The following is a 14,108-nucleotide window of genomic DNA, read 5'->3' as shown; positions in this document are numbered from 1 at the left end:
AACTTTTACTATGAATCTCTCCCCCGAAATCCTGATGAAGGCGCTCGACGCCAGCGATCTCGCCCACACCATCAGTTCGTTGAAGGGGGACATGCCGCTGATTCACGCCAACAGGGCCTTCATGGAGTTGACGGGCTACCGGCGTGACGAGGTGATCGGCCGGAACTGCCGTTTTCTCCAGGGCCCGTTGACCGAGCCCGGCGCGGTGGCCCGGATCCGGCGCGGCATCGCCGCTCGCGAGACCTTCCAGGTCAACCTGCTGAACTATAGGAAGGACGGCGCGACCTTCGTCAATCATCTCTACATGGCGCCGGTTTTCGACGCCGCGGGCGAGGCCACGGCTTACATCGGCATTCAGTCCAACGTCACCCGCCTGCGTCAGCGGCTCCAACTCGAGCATGAGCGGGAGAAGCTGGCGACGCTCGGCCGTCTGACCGCCGGGTTCAGCCACGAGATCAAGAACGCGCTCCAGCCGATCCGGCTGATGACCGAGGTGCTGGAGGATTGGGAGAGCCTCGGTCCGGAGAACATCCGGCGATCCCTGGCGACCCTGCGGACCAACCTCGACATCGCCCTTCAATTGACCACCGACGTGCTCGGCATCGCCCGCAACGCCCCGCATCAGCCCGGCGCCATCCCTTTCGAACCCGCTCCCGTGTCGGCCCTGATCGAGGAAACCGCCGAATTCATCGCCGGAATCATTCCCGACGCGATCCGCCTACGTATCAACCCGAACTTCGGCGATGACCGAGCGGACGACGCGGCGTTGCTCGGGATCGCTCCCCGCCACTTCAGGCAGGTGGTCGGCAATCTCGTGGCCAACGCGGTCGACGCCATGGATGGCCGCGGCGATCTGGACATCGACTGGGGTCGCGCCGTGGTCGGTCCCCACGAGGCCGAGACCCTTGGCTTGGCGCCAGGCGACTACCTGCGGATCGATGTCAGGGACACGGGCCGCGGCATGGACGAGGACCGTCTCGGCGAGTTGTTCGAAACCTTCTTCACGACCAAGCCGCGCGATCAGGGGAACGGCCTCGGACTGGCCGTCAGCCTGTCGATCGCGCGGGAAGCCGGCGGGACGATCACGGCGTCCAGCCGGCTCGGCCTTGGCAGCGTCTTCTCGATCCACCTTCCGATCATCCAGACATCATAGGGATTCCGATGGCTCACATATTGCTGATCGAGGACATGGCGGGCGTCCGGGACGCCCTGGATGTCGTCCTGACCTTCGCGGGGCACAGGATCGACACCGCGCGCGATGGCGAGGAGGGCCTGGCGAAGGTCAAGGCCGGTTCCCACGACCTCGTCATCTGCGACATCGTCATGCCCCGCAAGGATGGCACGACGGTGATCATCGAAGCCAAGGCGGCGCGGCCGGCCTTGCCGATCCTCGCGGTTTCCGGCGGCGCCGGCGGCGTCACCGCCAAGCAAGCCCTCCTGGTCGCCGCCGCGACGGCGGACCGCACGCTCGAAAAGCCCTTCTCCCGCGACGACCTGCTGACGGCGGTTCGCGAACTCCTGCCCTCCAACACCTGACCCCCAACATCTGACTCAAGGGACCGGCGCCATGCCCGACTTCATCCGCGGCCTCAAGATCGGCTTCCGCATCCACACCCTCACCGCGCTATCGCTGGGATTCCTGTGCGTCGTCTCTCTCGTCAGCCTGACCAGCATGGTCAGGATCGGCCACGAACTGACCCAGGTCGCCGACCGGGACATGCCGATCAGCGACCTGCTGCGCCAGATCACGACCCACCAACTGGAGCAGGCCGTCCTATTCGAGCGGATGCTGCGCGAGGGCGAGGTCAGCGTCGCGGAGAACCGGCTGGAGCAGGTGGTGGCCCAGTTCGAAGCCCTGTCCCACAAGACGGACGAGGAGTTCATCAAGCTGGAGACGATGATCGCGGACGCGCGGTCGACAGCCGAGGGCACCGCCGCGATGAACGCCCTGGTCGCCCGCGTCGCGTTCATCAAGGAGAGGCACGAAGCCTATGAGAAGGGAGCGGAGGCGATCCTGGCCCGCATCCGGGAGCAGGGCGTCCGGACGGCGCCGACCACCATCACCGCGCTGATGACGGCGGCGGAGGAGCTCGAGAGGAACCAAACCGACCTGGACGAGGCGATCATCGATCTGCTCGAAACCGTCTCGGTCTCGACGGACGAATCGGTGACGCGCGCCCGCGACGACGAGGCCCGGGCGACCACGATCATCGCGGTCCTCTCCGGCGTCATCCTGGCACTGGCCGCGACCCTGTCGATCCTGATCGCGCGCGGCATCACCCGGCCGGTCGGCAAGCTGACCCACGCCATGACCGATCTCGCCAACGGTAATCTCGAGACGGAAATCGTGACGCCGTACTTCCGCGACGAGATCCAGGAGATGTCGGCGACCATGAAGGTGTTCCGGGCCGGGATGGCGAGGGCCCGCGAGCTGGAGGAGATCCAGCGGGTGGAGCGGGCCAAGCGCCAGCGCCAGGCCGAGGAGCTGAGCCAGCTCGTCGGCATCTTCGGCGCCAGCATCGGTGCCGTCTTCAGCCGGATCGTCTCCTCCTCGACCGCCATGGTCGACGAGGCCACCGTCATGACCCGCCAGAGCGGCGACACCCTCGGCATGGCGGACGAGGTCGCCAGCGAAGCCACCCGATCGTCGGAGAGCGCCGGCACCCTGGCCAGCGCGTCGGAGGAGATGCTGGTCAGCGCCCAGGAGATCGCCCGGCAGATCGAGAAATCCGCCGACGTGGTCAACAGGGCGGTCGCCGCCGCCGGCAACGCGCGCGACGAGGTCGGCCGCCTCCAGGAGACGGCGGAACAGATCGAGCAGGTCGTCGAGCTGATCCGCAACATCTCCAAGCAGACCAACCTGCTGGCGCTGAACGCCACCATCGAGGCCAGCCGCGCGGGTGACGCCGGCAAGGGGTTCGCCGTTGTCGCGGCCGAGGTCAAGCAACTGGCGACCCAGACGACCAAGGCTACCGAGGAGATCGGGGCCAGGATCAGCGGCGTCCGCAAGGTGTCGACCTCGTCGGCCGGCGCCATCACCGAGATCACCGACTTGATCGGCGAGGTCAACAGCTACATCTCGGGCATCGTGTCGGCTGTCCAGGAACAGGACGCGACCCTGCACGAGATGGTCCGCAACATCGACTTCGTGGCGCGCAGTTCCGGAGCCGTGTCCGGCAGCGTCGTCGGCATCAAGGAACAGGCGACGACGGTCGGCGAGAGCGCCGGCGGCGTCAGGCGCTTCGCGACCGACCTCAAGGATGAATCGTCGAGCCTCAGCCGCGAGGTCGAGACCTTCCTGAAGGCGATGCGCGGCACCAACACCGACGACGACACCTTCGCCACCCATGCGATCGACCGTCAGGCCGAAGCGACCGGCGGCGACGGGTCGGGAGCGGTGGCATGGCGGGGACGGGTGAGCGAGATATCCAGCGCCCACGCCCTGTTGTCACCCGCCCTGCGCGGCACGCCGGGCGAGTTGATCAGGATCAGCATCGACGGCTTGCCGCGTGATCTGCTGGCCCGCGTCGCGCTGAGCAAGGATGGCGGGACGGTGATCCAGTTCCCCCTGGACCTGGATCACCTGCAACGGATGCGTTCCCATATCGCGGGCATCGCGGCGACCGGCATCGCGGCGCGGAAACCGGCGGCGTGACCTTGGGTGTGGGGACCCGGCGAATTTCCCCGGGTTGAAATGAAGGGAGGAGGAAGACCGTCGCCTTCCTCCTCCCTTTCACGATCCTGAAGATCGATTCCTTGAAGTGACGCCGGGACGATCAGTCCACCAGACTGATGTTGACCGCGGCTTCCTTGCCATTATTGCCGCGCGCCAGTTCATAGCTGACCTTCTGGCCCTCGTTGAGGCCACGGATACCGGAGCGTTCCAGCGCGGAGATGTGGACGAAGACATCCTTCACGCCGTTCTCGGGAGCGATGAATCCATAACCTTTGGTAGAATTGAACCATTTAACCGTGCCAGTCGCCATGACTGTGACTCCTTGGTCGTCCTAGGCTAACGCGGTCGGCAATCCCTGGTGATGCAGACCTTGGTGCCGGGCCGGAACCCGGTGTCGTGATCGATGGTGAAGTAGTCCGCCCCCGGCATTTGTTGCGACGCAGCGAAGACCCGAACCATGGATTACTTGAAAATACGCTAACGAGTCGGATTGTTTGGCACAAGCACAGAGTTCATGGATATGTCATTTTCCCGAATAGGGTACGGGTTGGCATGATTTACCCGTGCCGAAAGGACATGACTTCACACCAACGAGGAACCAACTACCGTTGCCCCCTTCGATTTCAACAATACCGGAAAAATGAGGATTCGAAGATTTGACGGGGCTGGGGTTAGGCCCGGCCTTCGGCTTCCCAAGCCATCCGCTTGCGGTAGATGGTCGAGGCGCTGATGCCGAGTTGCGCCGCGGCCCGCGGGATATTGCCGTCGCAAGCCGCGATGGCTTCCTCGATCGCCTCCTTCTCGACCAGCCACAAGGGCCTGATCGGACGCGGCCCCGGAGACACGGGATAGGCATCGGCCACATGCGCCACCACCGGCTCCTCGATCGAGGCGGGCTGATACCGGTGCGACGGCTGGGGCTGGAGGGCCAAATGCTGGTTCAGCGGTGACGGCAGCATCGCCGCCGTGACCTCCTCGCCGTCGTGGAGCACGACGACGTTGCGGATCACATTCTGAAGTTGCCGCACGTTGCCGGGCCAGTGATAATCGCGCAGCACCTGCTCCACCGCCGGGTGGAAGCGCCTGAACCCCTTGCCCTCCTCCGCGGCGTAGTCGCTGAGGAACTGGCGGGCGATGTCCAGGACGTCGTCCTCCCGGTCTCGGAGCGGCGGCAGGTGGACCGGAATGACATGGAGGCGGTAGTAGAGATCCTCACGGAAACGGCCATCCTCGACCTCCCGCAGGGGATCGCGGTTGGTGGCGCACAGGATGCGCAGATCGACCTTCTCGAGCCGCGTGCCGCCGACCTTCTGGAACGTTCCGGTCTGGATGAAGCGCAGCAGCTTGGTCTGGAGGCCAAGCTCCATCTCGCAGATCTCGTCCAGGAACAGCGTGCCTCCATCGGCCCGCGCGGCGGCGCCCTCGCGGTCGGCCACGGCCCCCGTGAAGGATCCCTTCACATGGCCGAAGATCTCGCTCTCCATCAGCTCCTTGGGAATGGCGCCGCAATTGATCGCCACGAAGGGCTTGTCCTTGCGCGGGCTTTGCCGGTGGATCGCCTCGGCGCAGACCTCCTTGCCGGTGCCGGACTCGCCCGTGATGAACACGGTGGCGCGGCTGGCGGCGGCGCTGTCGATGATCCGGTAGACCGCCTGCATCGGGAACGAGGCCCCGATGAAGCCGTGGTACTTGCCGCGCGCCAGCTCGTCGGTGAAGGTGTCGACCAGCTGCGCCAGACGCAGCCGCTCGACCGCGTTCCGAACCGTGACCAGCAGCCGGTCGGCGGTGAAGGGCTTGACGACGAAGTCATAGGCGCCGTACCGCATCGCCTCGACCGCCAGGTTGACCGAGGCGTGGGCGGTGATGACGACGACCGCCGTGGGGATCTGCTGACCCGAGACATGCTTCAGGATCTCCATCCCGTTCATGTCGGGCAGCTGGAGATCGAGCAGGACGACCTGGGGGGCCGACTCCCGAATCGCTTCGAGAGCCGCGGCACCCGTCTCCACGACCTTGACCGTGAAGGCGGCCTTCTTCAGATATTCGGCGTAGACACGAGCCAGGGAGGGAGTGTCTTCGACCAGCAGAACCTTGGCGTTGACGATGATTTTCCTGTCCCGAATGTAACATTGATACAATCCATCCTACCCGATGTCGCCAAACCGGAGCAACTTTCCGGTGGTGCGACAGGATGAACAGCACGACCATGGGGGTGACCCGAACGGGAGGCGGCACCCCGGCCGTCGATCGGACGCGGTCGGACAAGCCGCCGCGACGGTCGTGAAAAACGCCGATTCACAAGGCGAACCAGGAGGAAAAATGCGTCTATCCAATAAAGTGGCGATCATCACCGGCTCCGGATCCGGCTTCGGCGAGGGCATCGCCCGGACTTTCGCCCGCGAGGGCGCGAAGGTCGTGATCAACGATCTGGAGGAGGATCGGGGCCGGCGGGTGGCCGACTCGATCTCCGACGGGCATGACGGCGCCGCCTTCTTCTTCAAGGCCGACGTCACCGACGATGGCGCCGTCGCGGCCATGGTCGCCGCCGCCGTGGACCGCTTCGGCGGGCTCGACATCATGGTCAACAACGCCGGCTACACCCACCGCAACAAGCCGATGCTGGAGGTGACCGAGGCCGAGTTCGACCGCGTCTACGCCGTCAACGTCAAGGCGCTGTTCCTGGCGGCCCGCCATGTCGTCCCGGTGATGGAACGGCGCGGCGGCGGCGTCATCATCACGACCGCCTCGACCGCCGGCCTGCGGCCCCGCCCGGGCCTGACCTGGTACAACAGCTCCAAGGGCGCCGCGATCGTCGCCACCAAATCCATGGCGGTCGAATTGGCGCCCTTGAAAATACGGGTCAACGCGCTGTGCCCCGTGATCGGCGACACCGGCATGGTGGCGGACTTCATGGGCGAGGACACGCCGGAGCGGCGGCGGCAGTTCGTGGCCTCGATCCCGCTGGGCCGGATGAGCCGGCCCGACGACATCGCCAACGCGGCGCTCTATCTGGCGTCCGACGAGGCGGAATTCATCACCGGGGTGGCACTGGAGGTCGACGGCGGACGTTGCGTATGACGATGCCCCACCTCTCGTCCGCCCCCAGGAGAACGGATCGGTGACTTCCGACACCGCCAAAGACGCGGGAATACGCCGGATCGCCGAGCTGGAGGAGGCGCTGCGGCTGGAAACCGCGGCGCGCCTCCAGGCGGAGCGGTCGTCCGACGAGTGGCGCAACCGCTATGACGCCGCCGTCATGGCGGCCGGCCACGTGTTCTACGATTGGGACACCCGGACCGACGCGATGGCGTGGGGCGGCGGCTGCGAGGCGGCCTTGGGCTGGACGCCGGCGGAGTTGGGGGAAGGAGGGCTCGCCCACACGGTCGAGCTGATCCACCCCGACGACCGCGAGGCGTTCAGGCTCGAGCTGGAGCGGGTCAGGGCCACCCGGGCATCCTTCCACATGGAGTACAGGTTCCGTCACAAGGACGGCCACTGGGTCATCGTGCAGGACGATGGCAGCTTCTTCTTCAACGACAGGGGCGAGCCGATCCGCATGCTGGGGTTCCTGGTCGACATGACCGAGCGGAAGGCGACCGAGGCGGCGCTGCTGGGCCAGACGGCCGCGCTCGACGCGGTCATCGAGAGCATTCCCGACGCCGTCTATGTCGGCACCGCCACCGGTATCGTCCGGTGCAACCGGCGGGGGCTCGAGATGCTGGGCCTCGACAGCGTCGAGCAGCTCAACCACCCCGTCCCCGAACTGGCGGCGATGATCCAGGTCCGCGACGCCCGAAGCGGCGAACCGCTGCCCGTGGAGGAACAGGCCTTCGTGAGGGCCCTGGCCGGGGAGCGCACGATCCGCGACGTGCTGGTCCGCAACGCCAAGACCGGGCGGGACGTGGCGCTGCGCTCCGCCGCGGCGCCGATTCGGCTGGGTGATGTCCTGCTCGGCGCCGTCGCGATCAACACCGACGTGACGCAGGCCAGCGAGGACCGGCGACGGTTGCTGGAAAGCGAGCTGCGGCTTCGGCTGGCGGTGGAGGCGGCCGACCTCGGCACCTGGGTGATCGACCCCGAGACCAGATCGGTGGTGGCGTCCGACCGCTGCAAGGCCATGCTGGGACTAACGCCGGACGCTCCGCTCGTCATCAACGCCAAGTTGGAACTGATCCACCCCGAACACCGCAAGGCGGTGGCCGCGGCCCTCAAGCGGGCGTGCGATCCGAACGGCGACGGCCTCTTCGACATGGAATTCCGGGCGCTCTGGCCGGATGGTTCGGTCCGCTGGATCGCGTCGCGGGGCCGCAGCCAGTTCGGCGAACTCGGCGGCGTCCGCAAGGCGGTGCGAATCGATGGCACCGTGCGCGACGTGACGCGGCGGCGGCGGGCCGACGAACATCAGCAGACCTTGCTGGCGGAGCTGAGCCATAGGGTCAAGAACACGCTGGCGATCGTCCAGGCGATCGCGTCGCAGACGCTGCGGCGCAGTTCGACCATGGACGACTTCGTCCAGTCCTTCACCGGCCGACTGGGCGCGCTGTCGCGGGCGCATAGCCTGCTGACCGACCAGAACTGGGAGGCCGCCCACCTGCCCGATCTGGTCGCCCAGACCCTGGAGCCCTATCGCGCCAACGGCACGGCGATCCGGCTGGACCTCCAGCCCGTGGCGCTCAATCCGGCGGGTGCCGTGGCGCTCGCCATGGTGTTCCACGAACTGACCACCAACGCCGCCAAACATGGCGCGCTGTCGGACGCCAGCGGCGCCTTGTCGGTCGAATGCGGCGTCGAGATCTGGCCAGCGGGCCGCCGGCTGGTCGCGCGCTGGGAGGAGACGACCGTCCGGCGGGACGATCCGCCAACGGGACGCGGATTCGGCATGACCTTGATCGAACGGACGATCGTCGGACAACTGGAGGGTGGGATCGAATTCGACTGGCGTCCCAACGGCCTGTCCTGCCGGATGTGGCTCCCCTGGGAAGCAGTCGCCGGTCCTTGACGGACGCCAGGGAGCAGTGGTTTTCCGCCTACAGCCAGCCCTTGCGGCGGAAATACAGCAGCGGCAGGATGGCGGAGATGACCATCAGGATCAGCGCCAGCGGGTAGCCCCAGGGCTTGTCCAGCTCCGGCATGGACTCGAAGTTCATGCCATAGACGCTGGCGATCAGCGTCGGCGGCAGGAAGACCACGGCGACCACCGAGAAGATCTTGATGATGGCGTTCTGTTCGATGTTGATGACGCCCAGCGTCGCGTCGAGCAGGAAGTTCGTCTGCTGGCCGAGATAGCCCGCGTGCTCGCCCAGCGAGCGCAGGTCGCGGTTCAAGCTCTTCAGCAGGGCCCGCTGCTCCTTGTTGAGCCGGCCGACGCCGACCGTCGCGAGATAGGCCACCAGCCGGTCGAGACCGGCCAGGCTCTCCCGCACCTTGTTGGTGACATCGCCGATCCGGCCGATGTCGCGCATCACCTCGCGGAGCGCGTCCGGCTTGCGGGCCGCCTCCTTCGACTTGGCCGGCAGCGGATCGTCGAACACGCGGCGCCCGATCCCGTCGACGCGCGAGCCGATCAGTTCCAGCACATCGGCCGCTCGGCCAACCACGGCGTCGAGCAGGCCAAGCAGCGCGTTCTCCGGCCCGGCCAGCAGCTCCGGCTGGCGCTGGAGGCGACCCGCGAAGGTGTCGACGCTCTTGGGTTCGACATAGCGCACCGTGACCAGATGCGTCGGCGTCAGGATGAACGTCAGGACGCCCAGCCCGGGATGCTCGGTATCCGACTTGGTGATCACCGGCGTGGTCATATAGGCGCTGCCGTTCTCGAAGTACAGGCGGCTGGAGACCTCGATCTCCCGCATCTCCTCATGGGTCGGCAGGTCGATCTTGAGGAAGCGGGCAATCTCGCCGCGCTCCTCCTCGGTCGGGTGCAGCAGGTCGATCCACACGGCTTCGTCCGGCAGCCCCATGCCGAGTTCCAGCGGTACCCGGAAGCAGCCGGTCCCGCCCCGGCCATAGGCGATGATCATGGTGCCGCCGTGTCCGCCTCCGGTACCGATCCGGGCAGCGGCACGCCGTTCTGGCGGCAGGTCGCGGTCAGGGTGTTCAGCAGCAGGCAGGCGATCGTCATCGGTCCGACACCGCCCGGTACCGGCGTGATGGCGCCCGCCACCGTCATCGCCTCGGCGAAATGGACATCGCCGACCAGCCGCGTCCTGCCCTCGGCGGCGGCGGCCGGATCGGCATGGGGCACCCGGTTGATGCCGACGTCGATCACGGTGGCGCCCGGCTTGATCCAGTCGCCGCGCACCATCTCGGGCCGCCCGACTGCCGCCACCAGGATATCGGCGCGGCGGCACTCCTCGGGAAGGTCCTGGGTGCGCGAATGGGCGATCGTGACGGTGCAGTCGGCCGCCAGCAGCAGGCTCGCCATCGGGCGGCCGACGATGGTCGACCGGCCGAGCACCAGGGCGCGCTTGCCCCGGAGGTCGTCGCCCAGCACGTCCCTCAGCAGCATCATGCAGCCGAGTGGCGTGCAAGGCACCATGCCGGGCAGGCCCAGCGCCAGCCGGCCGGCGTTCTCGACATGGAAGCCGTCGACATCCTTGGCCGGATCGATGGTGGCGATCACGACGGCGGGGTCGATCTGGGCCGGCAGCGGCAATTGCACCAGGATGCCATTGACGGCGGGATCGCGGTTCAGCTTTTCCACCAACGCCACCAGGGTCGCCTGATCGGTGGTGTCCGGCAGCTTGTGCTCGAACGAGCGCATCCCGGCGGCGACCGTCGCCTGCCCCTTGCTGCGGACATAGACTTGGCTGGCCGGGTTCTCGCCGACGAGGACCACCGCGAGACCAGGCACCAAGTCCTGGCCGCCCTTGGCGCCGGTGGACCGGAGGTCGGCGACCTGGAGGGCGAGACGGTCGCGCAGGTTTTGGGCGAAGGCCTTGCCGTCGATGATGCGTGCCTGGCTCATGATTCGGATCTTCCAGACGGGTCGTTTTGGATCGGCGGGGATGGCGCCGGCGAGTTCAGCCGTGCCATCAGGTCGGCGGTATCCCCGGCGACATGGAGAACCTTGTTCCGGTCCGTGGCCCCGGCAACCAGGGTGATGGAGGATTTCGCCACCTTCCACTCCTTCGCCAGCAGCTTGACCAGCGCCTCGTTGGCGCGGCCCGCCTCGGGAACCGCGGTGACCATCACCTTCAGCGCGGCCTGTGGCTGCCCGGCGGCGTCGAGTCCCGCGGCGATCCCACCCACGGCGTTCCTCGAAGCCTTCGGCGTCAGGCGGATCGCGACCGTGATCCCGCCAGCCGCCGGCTTGAATGGGGTCACACCAGGAACGCGTACTCGCGCAGCAGGTTGCGGATGAAGAAGATCAGCAGGATCAGGATGATCGGCGAGAGGTCCAGCCCGCCCAGGTTGGGCAGGACGCGACGGATAGGCCCCAGCACCGGCTCGGTCACGCGGTACAGGAAGTCACCGATCACATAGACCGCGCGGTTGCGGGTATTGACCACGTTGAAGGCGACCAGCCAGCTCAAGATCGCGGATGCGATCAGGATCCAGACGTAGAGCCCCAGGATGGTGTCGATCAGCAGGAATAAAGATTGCATGGTCTACCGGGCCGCAGGACAAAAAAATGCGCTGCACCCTACCCTTACGCCCCCCGACAGGCAAGCGCCGCAAGCCGCGTGTCGGGACTTCATATTTCCTTTCGCCTCCCGAGATGATCCAACGACGTCGGTTGACGCGATTTTTCCAACCGCCGCGGCCGGTCGCGGACACCGCCATATCTCCCGAGCGGGCCGTTGGGAGAACCGCCAAACCTCGGCGAGACCCGCACCCGTCAACAAGGCGGAAAAATGCTCCAAAGACAGCCCCAACCACGCCCGAGGCTTCGCCTCGCCATCCAGTGGATCGGTCGTGGCGTCCACGCCAGCACCTCTCGCCACTCGGAGCGAACCTCGCGCGACGCCAGCTCCGTGAAGGAAAACCCTTGGCAATCTGACCCAAACCGAGCGGGTAGAATGCCGCACTTGACAAAAAACACCCATTGGTGTTAATCAAAAAGTCTGGAATATGTATAAAATTACCTAACTCTAAAATGTGCGTCTTTGAAGTCGCCGCCAACTGTCATGACGATGAGAAGGATGTTTTATGTCTTACGCGCGCGCCCATCTTGATGAGGCTGTGTCGATCGCCCAGCAATTGAATTCTGAAGACATTGAAAAGATCGCCGATCTCCTGTCCGATGTCCGCCAATCCGGCGGACGGTTGTTCTTTTTAGGCGTCGGCGGCAGCGCTGGCAACTGCGGCCACGCAGTCAATGACTTCCGTAAAATCGTCGGGATCGAGTCCTACGCGCCCACCGACAATGTCTCGGAACTGACGGCGCGGACCAACGACGAGGGCTGGGATAGTGTTTTCGTCGAATGGTTGAAAGTCAGCCGCCTGAAACCCGTCGACGCCTTGTTCATACTGTCCGTGGGTGGCGGCAACCTCGAAAAGAATGTCAGCCCGAACCTGGTCTCCGCCTTGAAGTACGCGAAGGAGGTCGGCGCGCGCGTGGTCGGCATCGTATCACGCGATGGCGGCTATACCGCCCAGTGCGCCGATGCCTGCATCGTGATTCCCGTGGTCAATCCCGAGACGATCACGCCTCACGCCGAGGCTTTCCAGGCCGTCATCTGGCATTTGCTGGTGTCACATCCGAAGCTGAAGGCCAAGCAGACGAAGTGGGAATCGGTGCGGTGACCTCCGATCTTCGGAGTCAGGCATCCTGTCCGAGACGGACAGCCGTGTTCCTGGACCGTGACGGGGTCCTCAACAAGGTCCGCATGAAAGGTGATGTGCCTTGCCCTCCAGCGGATCTGAGCGACCTGGAAATACTCCCCAATGTCCCGGAGGCATTGCTCTCCCTTCGGCAGGCAGGGTTCCGCCTGATCGTCGTAACCAACCAGCCCGATGTCGCTCGCGGAACAACGCCTCGTGAATCCGTGGAAGCCATCAACCAGTACCTGCTTTCACACCTCCCGTTGGATTCGGTCGAGGTTTGCTACCACGACGATGCCGACCACTGCGATTGCCGCAAACCCCGACCTGGCATGCTCACCGGTGCCGCAGAGCGATATGGCATCGACGTGACAAGCAGCTTCATGGTCGGTGATCGGTGGCGCGACATGGAGGCCGGTCGCTTGGCCGGGTGTTCGACCATCCTTGTCGGCGTCGGTTACAAGGAGGGCGTGCGCGGCGAACCCGACAAGGCCGCAAGTTCTCTGCTGGAGGCCGCCCAGTGGATCATTCAGCAGCATACCAGTAGGAACATTCGATCATGAAGACCGTTGCCGATTTGAGCGTGGAGATTTTTGCCGATGGTGCCGAGAAGGCAGGCATGCTGGAAATGTACGCGAAGCCCCATATCAAGGGTTTCACGACCAACCCCACGCTGATGCGCAAAGTCGGAATTTCTGATTATAAGGCGTTCGCTCTCGATATTCTGTCCGCGATCCCAGACAGGCCAATTTCGTTCGAGGTCTTTTCGGATGAATTCGATGAGATGGAACGACAGGCTCGGGAGATCGCCTCCTGGGGCAAGACCGTCAACGTCAAGATCCCGGTCACCAACACCTGCGGCGAACCCTGTTATCCGTTGATTCGGCGCCTGACCGATTCCGGTGTCTCGCTGAACGTCACGGCCTTGACGACTCTGTCGCAAGTGCGTGACGTGGTTGCAGCTGTCACAGGCGGGGCCCCCTGCTATATCTCCGTGTTCGCTGGTCGCGTGGCCGACACGGGCGTCGATCCCGTGCCGATGATGGCCGCCGCCGTCGAAATCCTGAAGACCGCTCCCAATACCCAGCTGATTTGGGCAAGCCCGCGCGAACTGCTCAACGTGTATCAGGCGGACGCCGTCGGCTGCCATGTGATCACGGTGACTAATGACATTCTCAAGAAGCTGTCACTGGTCGGCAAGGACCTTCAACAGTACTCCCTTGAAACCGTCAAGATGTTCCACGATGACGCGTTGGCCGCCAACTTCAAGATCTGAATTGACGCGAGTGCCTTCGGAGCTTCGCCGACGTTCATAAATCCAAGGCACCCCTGGAAAAGCCAGGGGTGCCTTGGCGTGGGCCGCAAGGCTCAGCCCAGGATTGATCGCCGTCCTTCCTCGGTGGCGACCAAGGTCACATCGCCTCCTTCGAAGGCGAGCTTAGCCCAGCCTCGTGCCTTCAGTACTTGAGCCGCGGCGTCGCCCATGACATGAAACGGCGCCTCACCATCATAGTCGGTGACGACGGTACGCATCAGATCTTCTGGCCGGCGCCCGCCGAGGGCGGCGGACAGATCACGGCGAACCTGTTCGATCTCATCGGCACTATCGGGATGGCACTGGGCTTGGGCCATGTTCAACTCTCCGTTCAGCTTCTTACGCTCGTTTGGG

General features: G+C 65.2%; 15 protein-coding genes. 8 read left to right on the top strand and 7 right to left on the bottom strand.

What is annotated here, in order from left to right; all coding sequences use genetic code 11:
- The first annotated feature begins 10 nt into the window (after positions 1-10).
- Genes N825_RS01215 through N825_RS01205 form a run of 3 tightly spaced genes read left to right on the top strand, consistent with a single transcriptional unit; the run spans position 11 to position 3,655 of the window.
- Complete coding sequence (locus tag N825_RS01215) at positions 11-1,153, top strand: ATP-binding protein (RefSeq protein WP_037446002.1); 1,143 nt, start codon at positions 11-13, stop codon at positions 1,151-1,153.
- Between the two features lie 8 nt (positions 1,154-1,161).
- Positions 1,162-1,536, top strand: a complete 375-nt coding sequence (locus N825_RS01210; RefSeq protein WP_037446001.1) for a response regulator — start codon at positions 1,162-1,164, stop codon at positions 1,534-1,536.
- Positions 1,537-1,567: 31 nt separating this feature from the next.
- Positions 1,568-3,655, top strand: coding sequence for a methyl-accepting chemotaxis protein (locus N825_RS01205; protein WP_037446000.1), 2,088 nt, complete (start codon positions 1,568-1,570; stop codon positions 3,653-3,655).
- 121 nt (positions 3,656-3,776) lie between these two features.
- Here N825_RS01205 and N825_RS01200 read toward each other — a convergent pair whose 3' ends face one another.
- Together N825_RS01200 and N825_RS01195 are read right to left on the bottom strand one after the other, a co-directional pair.
- Positions 3,777-3,986, bottom strand: coding sequence for a cold-shock protein (locus tag N825_RS01200; protein WP_037445999.1), 210 nt, complete (start codon positions 3,984-3,986; stop codon positions 3,777-3,779).
- A gap of 361 nt (positions 3,987-4,347) precedes the next feature.
- Positions 4,348-5,814 carry a sigma-54-dependent transcriptional regulator gene (locus N825_RS01195; RefSeq protein WP_245612963.1) on the bottom strand — a complete coding sequence of 489 codons (1,467 nt, stop codon included), beginning with the start codon at positions 5,812-5,814 and terminating at the stop codon, positions 4,348-4,350.
- A 181-nt stretch (positions 5,815-5,995) separates the two neighbouring features.
- Here N825_RS01195 and N825_RS01190 point away from each other — a divergent pair, with 181 nt between their 5' ends.
- Together N825_RS01190 and N825_RS36060 are read left to right on the top strand one after the other, a co-directional pair.
- Positions 5,996-6,754 (top strand): SDR family oxidoreductase, encoded by a 759-nt coding sequence (locus N825_RS01190; protein WP_037445998.1) that lies wholly within the window; start codon positions 5,996-5,998, stop codon positions 6,752-6,754.
- A gap of 40 nt (positions 6,755-6,794) precedes the next feature.
- Entirely contained in the window at positions 6,795-8,675 is a 1,881-nt protein-coding gene (locus N825_RS36060; RefSeq protein ID WP_051511363.1) for a PAS domain-containing protein, read from the top strand.
- A gap of 28 nt (positions 8,676-8,703) precedes the next feature.
- Here N825_RS36060 and N825_RS01180 read toward each other — a convergent pair whose 3' ends face one another.
- Genes N825_RS01180 through N825_RS01165 form a run of 4 tightly spaced genes read right to left on the bottom strand, consistent with a single transcriptional unit; the run spans position 8,704 to position 11,280 of the window.
- Positions 8,704-9,693 (bottom strand): magnesium transporter CorA family protein, encoded by a 990-nt coding sequence (locus N825_RS01180; protein ID WP_037445997.1) that lies wholly within the window; start codon positions 9,691-9,693, stop codon positions 8,704-8,706.
- Positions 9,690-10,640, bottom strand: coding sequence for a bifunctional methylenetetrahydrofolate dehydrogenase/methenyltetrahydrofolate cyclohydrolase FolD (gene folD, locus N825_RS01175; protein ID WP_051511362.1), 951 nt, complete (start codon positions 10,638-10,640; stop codon positions 9,690-9,692). Before folD ends, N825_RS01180 begins: the two co-directional genes overlap by 4 nt.
- Positions 10,637-10,999 carry a DUF167 domain-containing protein gene (locus tag N825_RS01170; protein WP_051511361.1) on the bottom strand — a complete coding sequence of 121 codons (363 nt, stop codon included), beginning with the start codon at positions 10,997-10,999 and terminating at the stop codon, positions 10,637-10,639. The genes folD and N825_RS01170 overlap by 4 nt, the downstream gene beginning before the upstream one ends.
- Entirely contained in the window at positions 10,996-11,280 is a 285-nt protein-coding gene (locus N825_RS01165) for a YggT family protein (protein WP_037445996.1), read from the bottom strand. Before N825_RS01165 ends, N825_RS01170 begins: the two co-directional genes overlap by 4 nt.
- A 544-nt stretch (positions 11,281-11,824) precedes the next feature.
- Between N825_RS01165 and N825_RS01160 the strand changes: the two genes are divergently transcribed.
- From N825_RS01160 to N825_RS01150, 3 genes are read left to right on the top strand one after another with little or no spacing between them, the layout of a single operon-like run.
- On the top strand, positions 11,825-12,421 hold the full coding sequence (locus tag N825_RS01160) for an SIS domain-containing protein (RefSeq protein ID WP_037445995.1): 597 nt from the start codon (positions 11,825-11,827) through the stop codon (positions 12,419-12,421).
- A 44-nt stretch (positions 12,422-12,465) separates the two neighbouring features.
- The gene (locus N825_RS01155) at positions 12,466-13,002 is read left to right on the top strand and encodes a D-glycero-alpha-D-manno-heptose-1,7-bisphosphate 7-phosphatase (protein WP_037445994.1); all 537 of its coding nucleotides are present in this window, start codon (positions 12,466-12,468) and stop codon (positions 13,000-13,002) included.
- The gene (locus tag N825_RS01150) at positions 12,999-13,715 is read left to right on the top strand and encodes a transaldolase (protein ID WP_037445993.1); all 717 of its coding nucleotides are present in this window, start codon (positions 12,999-13,001) and stop codon (positions 13,713-13,715) included. Before N825_RS01155 ends, N825_RS01150 begins: the two co-directional genes overlap by 4 nt.
- 92 nt (positions 13,716-13,807) lie before the next feature.
- On the opposite strand, the gene N825_RS38625 is transcribed toward N825_RS01150, so the two are convergent.
- Positions 13,808-14,071 (bottom strand): hypothetical protein, encoded by a 264-nt coding sequence (locus N825_RS38625; protein ID WP_157618926.1) that lies wholly within the window; start codon positions 14,069-14,071, stop codon positions 13,808-13,810.
- Positions 14,072-14,108: the final 37 nt, after the last annotated feature.

Origin of the sequence: Skermanella stibiiresistens SB22 (assembly GCF_000576635.1) — a bacterium.
Lineage (GTDB): Bacteria > Pseudomonadota > Alphaproteobacteria > Azospirillales > Azospirillaceae > Skermanella > Skermanella stibiiresistens.
This window is presented reverse-complemented; position numbering and strand designations above follow the sequence as displayed.

What these genes read in the sequence shown, in the direction of transcription:
- N825_RS01215 (WP_037446002.1), top strand. Translation starts at nt 11, where the DNA reads ATGAATCTCTCCCCCGAAATCCTGATGAAGGCGCTCGACGCCAGCGAT.
- N825_RS01210 (WP_037446001.1), top strand. Translation starts at nt 1,162, where the DNA reads ATGGCTCACATATTGCTGATCGAGGACATGGCGGGCGTCCGGGACGCC.
- N825_RS01205 (WP_037446000.1), top strand. Translation starts at nt 1,568, where the DNA reads ATGCCCGACTTCATCCGCGGCCTCAAGATCGGCTTCCGCATCCACACC.
- N825_RS01200 (WP_037445999.1), bottom strand. Translation starts at nt 3,986, where the DNA reads ATGGCGACTGGCACGGTTAAATGGTTCAATTCTACCAAAGGTTATGGA.
- N825_RS01190 (WP_037445998.1), top strand. Translation starts at nt 5,996, where the DNA reads ATGCGTCTATCCAATAAAGTGGCGATCATCACCGGCTCCGGATCCGGC.
- N825_RS01180 (WP_037445997.1), bottom strand. Translation starts at nt 9,693, where the DNA reads ATGATCATCGCCTATGGCCGGGGCGGGACCGGCTGCTTCCGGGTACCG.
- folD (WP_051511362.1), bottom strand. Translation starts at nt 10,640, where the DNA reads ATGAGCCAGGCACGCATCATCGACGGCAAGGCCTTCGCCCAAAACCTG.
- N825_RS01165 (WP_037445996.1), bottom strand. Translation starts at nt 11,280, where the DNA reads ATGCAATCTTTATTCCTGCTGATCGACACCATCCTGGGGCTCTACGTC.
- N825_RS01160 (WP_037445995.1), top strand. Translation starts at nt 11,825, where the DNA reads ATGTCTTACGCGCGCGCCCATCTTGATGAGGCTGTGTCGATCGCCCAG.
- N825_RS01150 (WP_037445993.1), top strand. Translation starts at nt 12,999, where the DNA reads ATGAAGACCGTTGCCGATTTGAGCGTGGAGATTTTTGCCGATGGTGCC.
- N825_RS38625 (WP_157618926.1), bottom strand. Translation starts at nt 14,071, where the DNA reads ATGGCCCAAGCCCAGTGCCATCCCGATAGTGCCGATGAGATCGAACAG.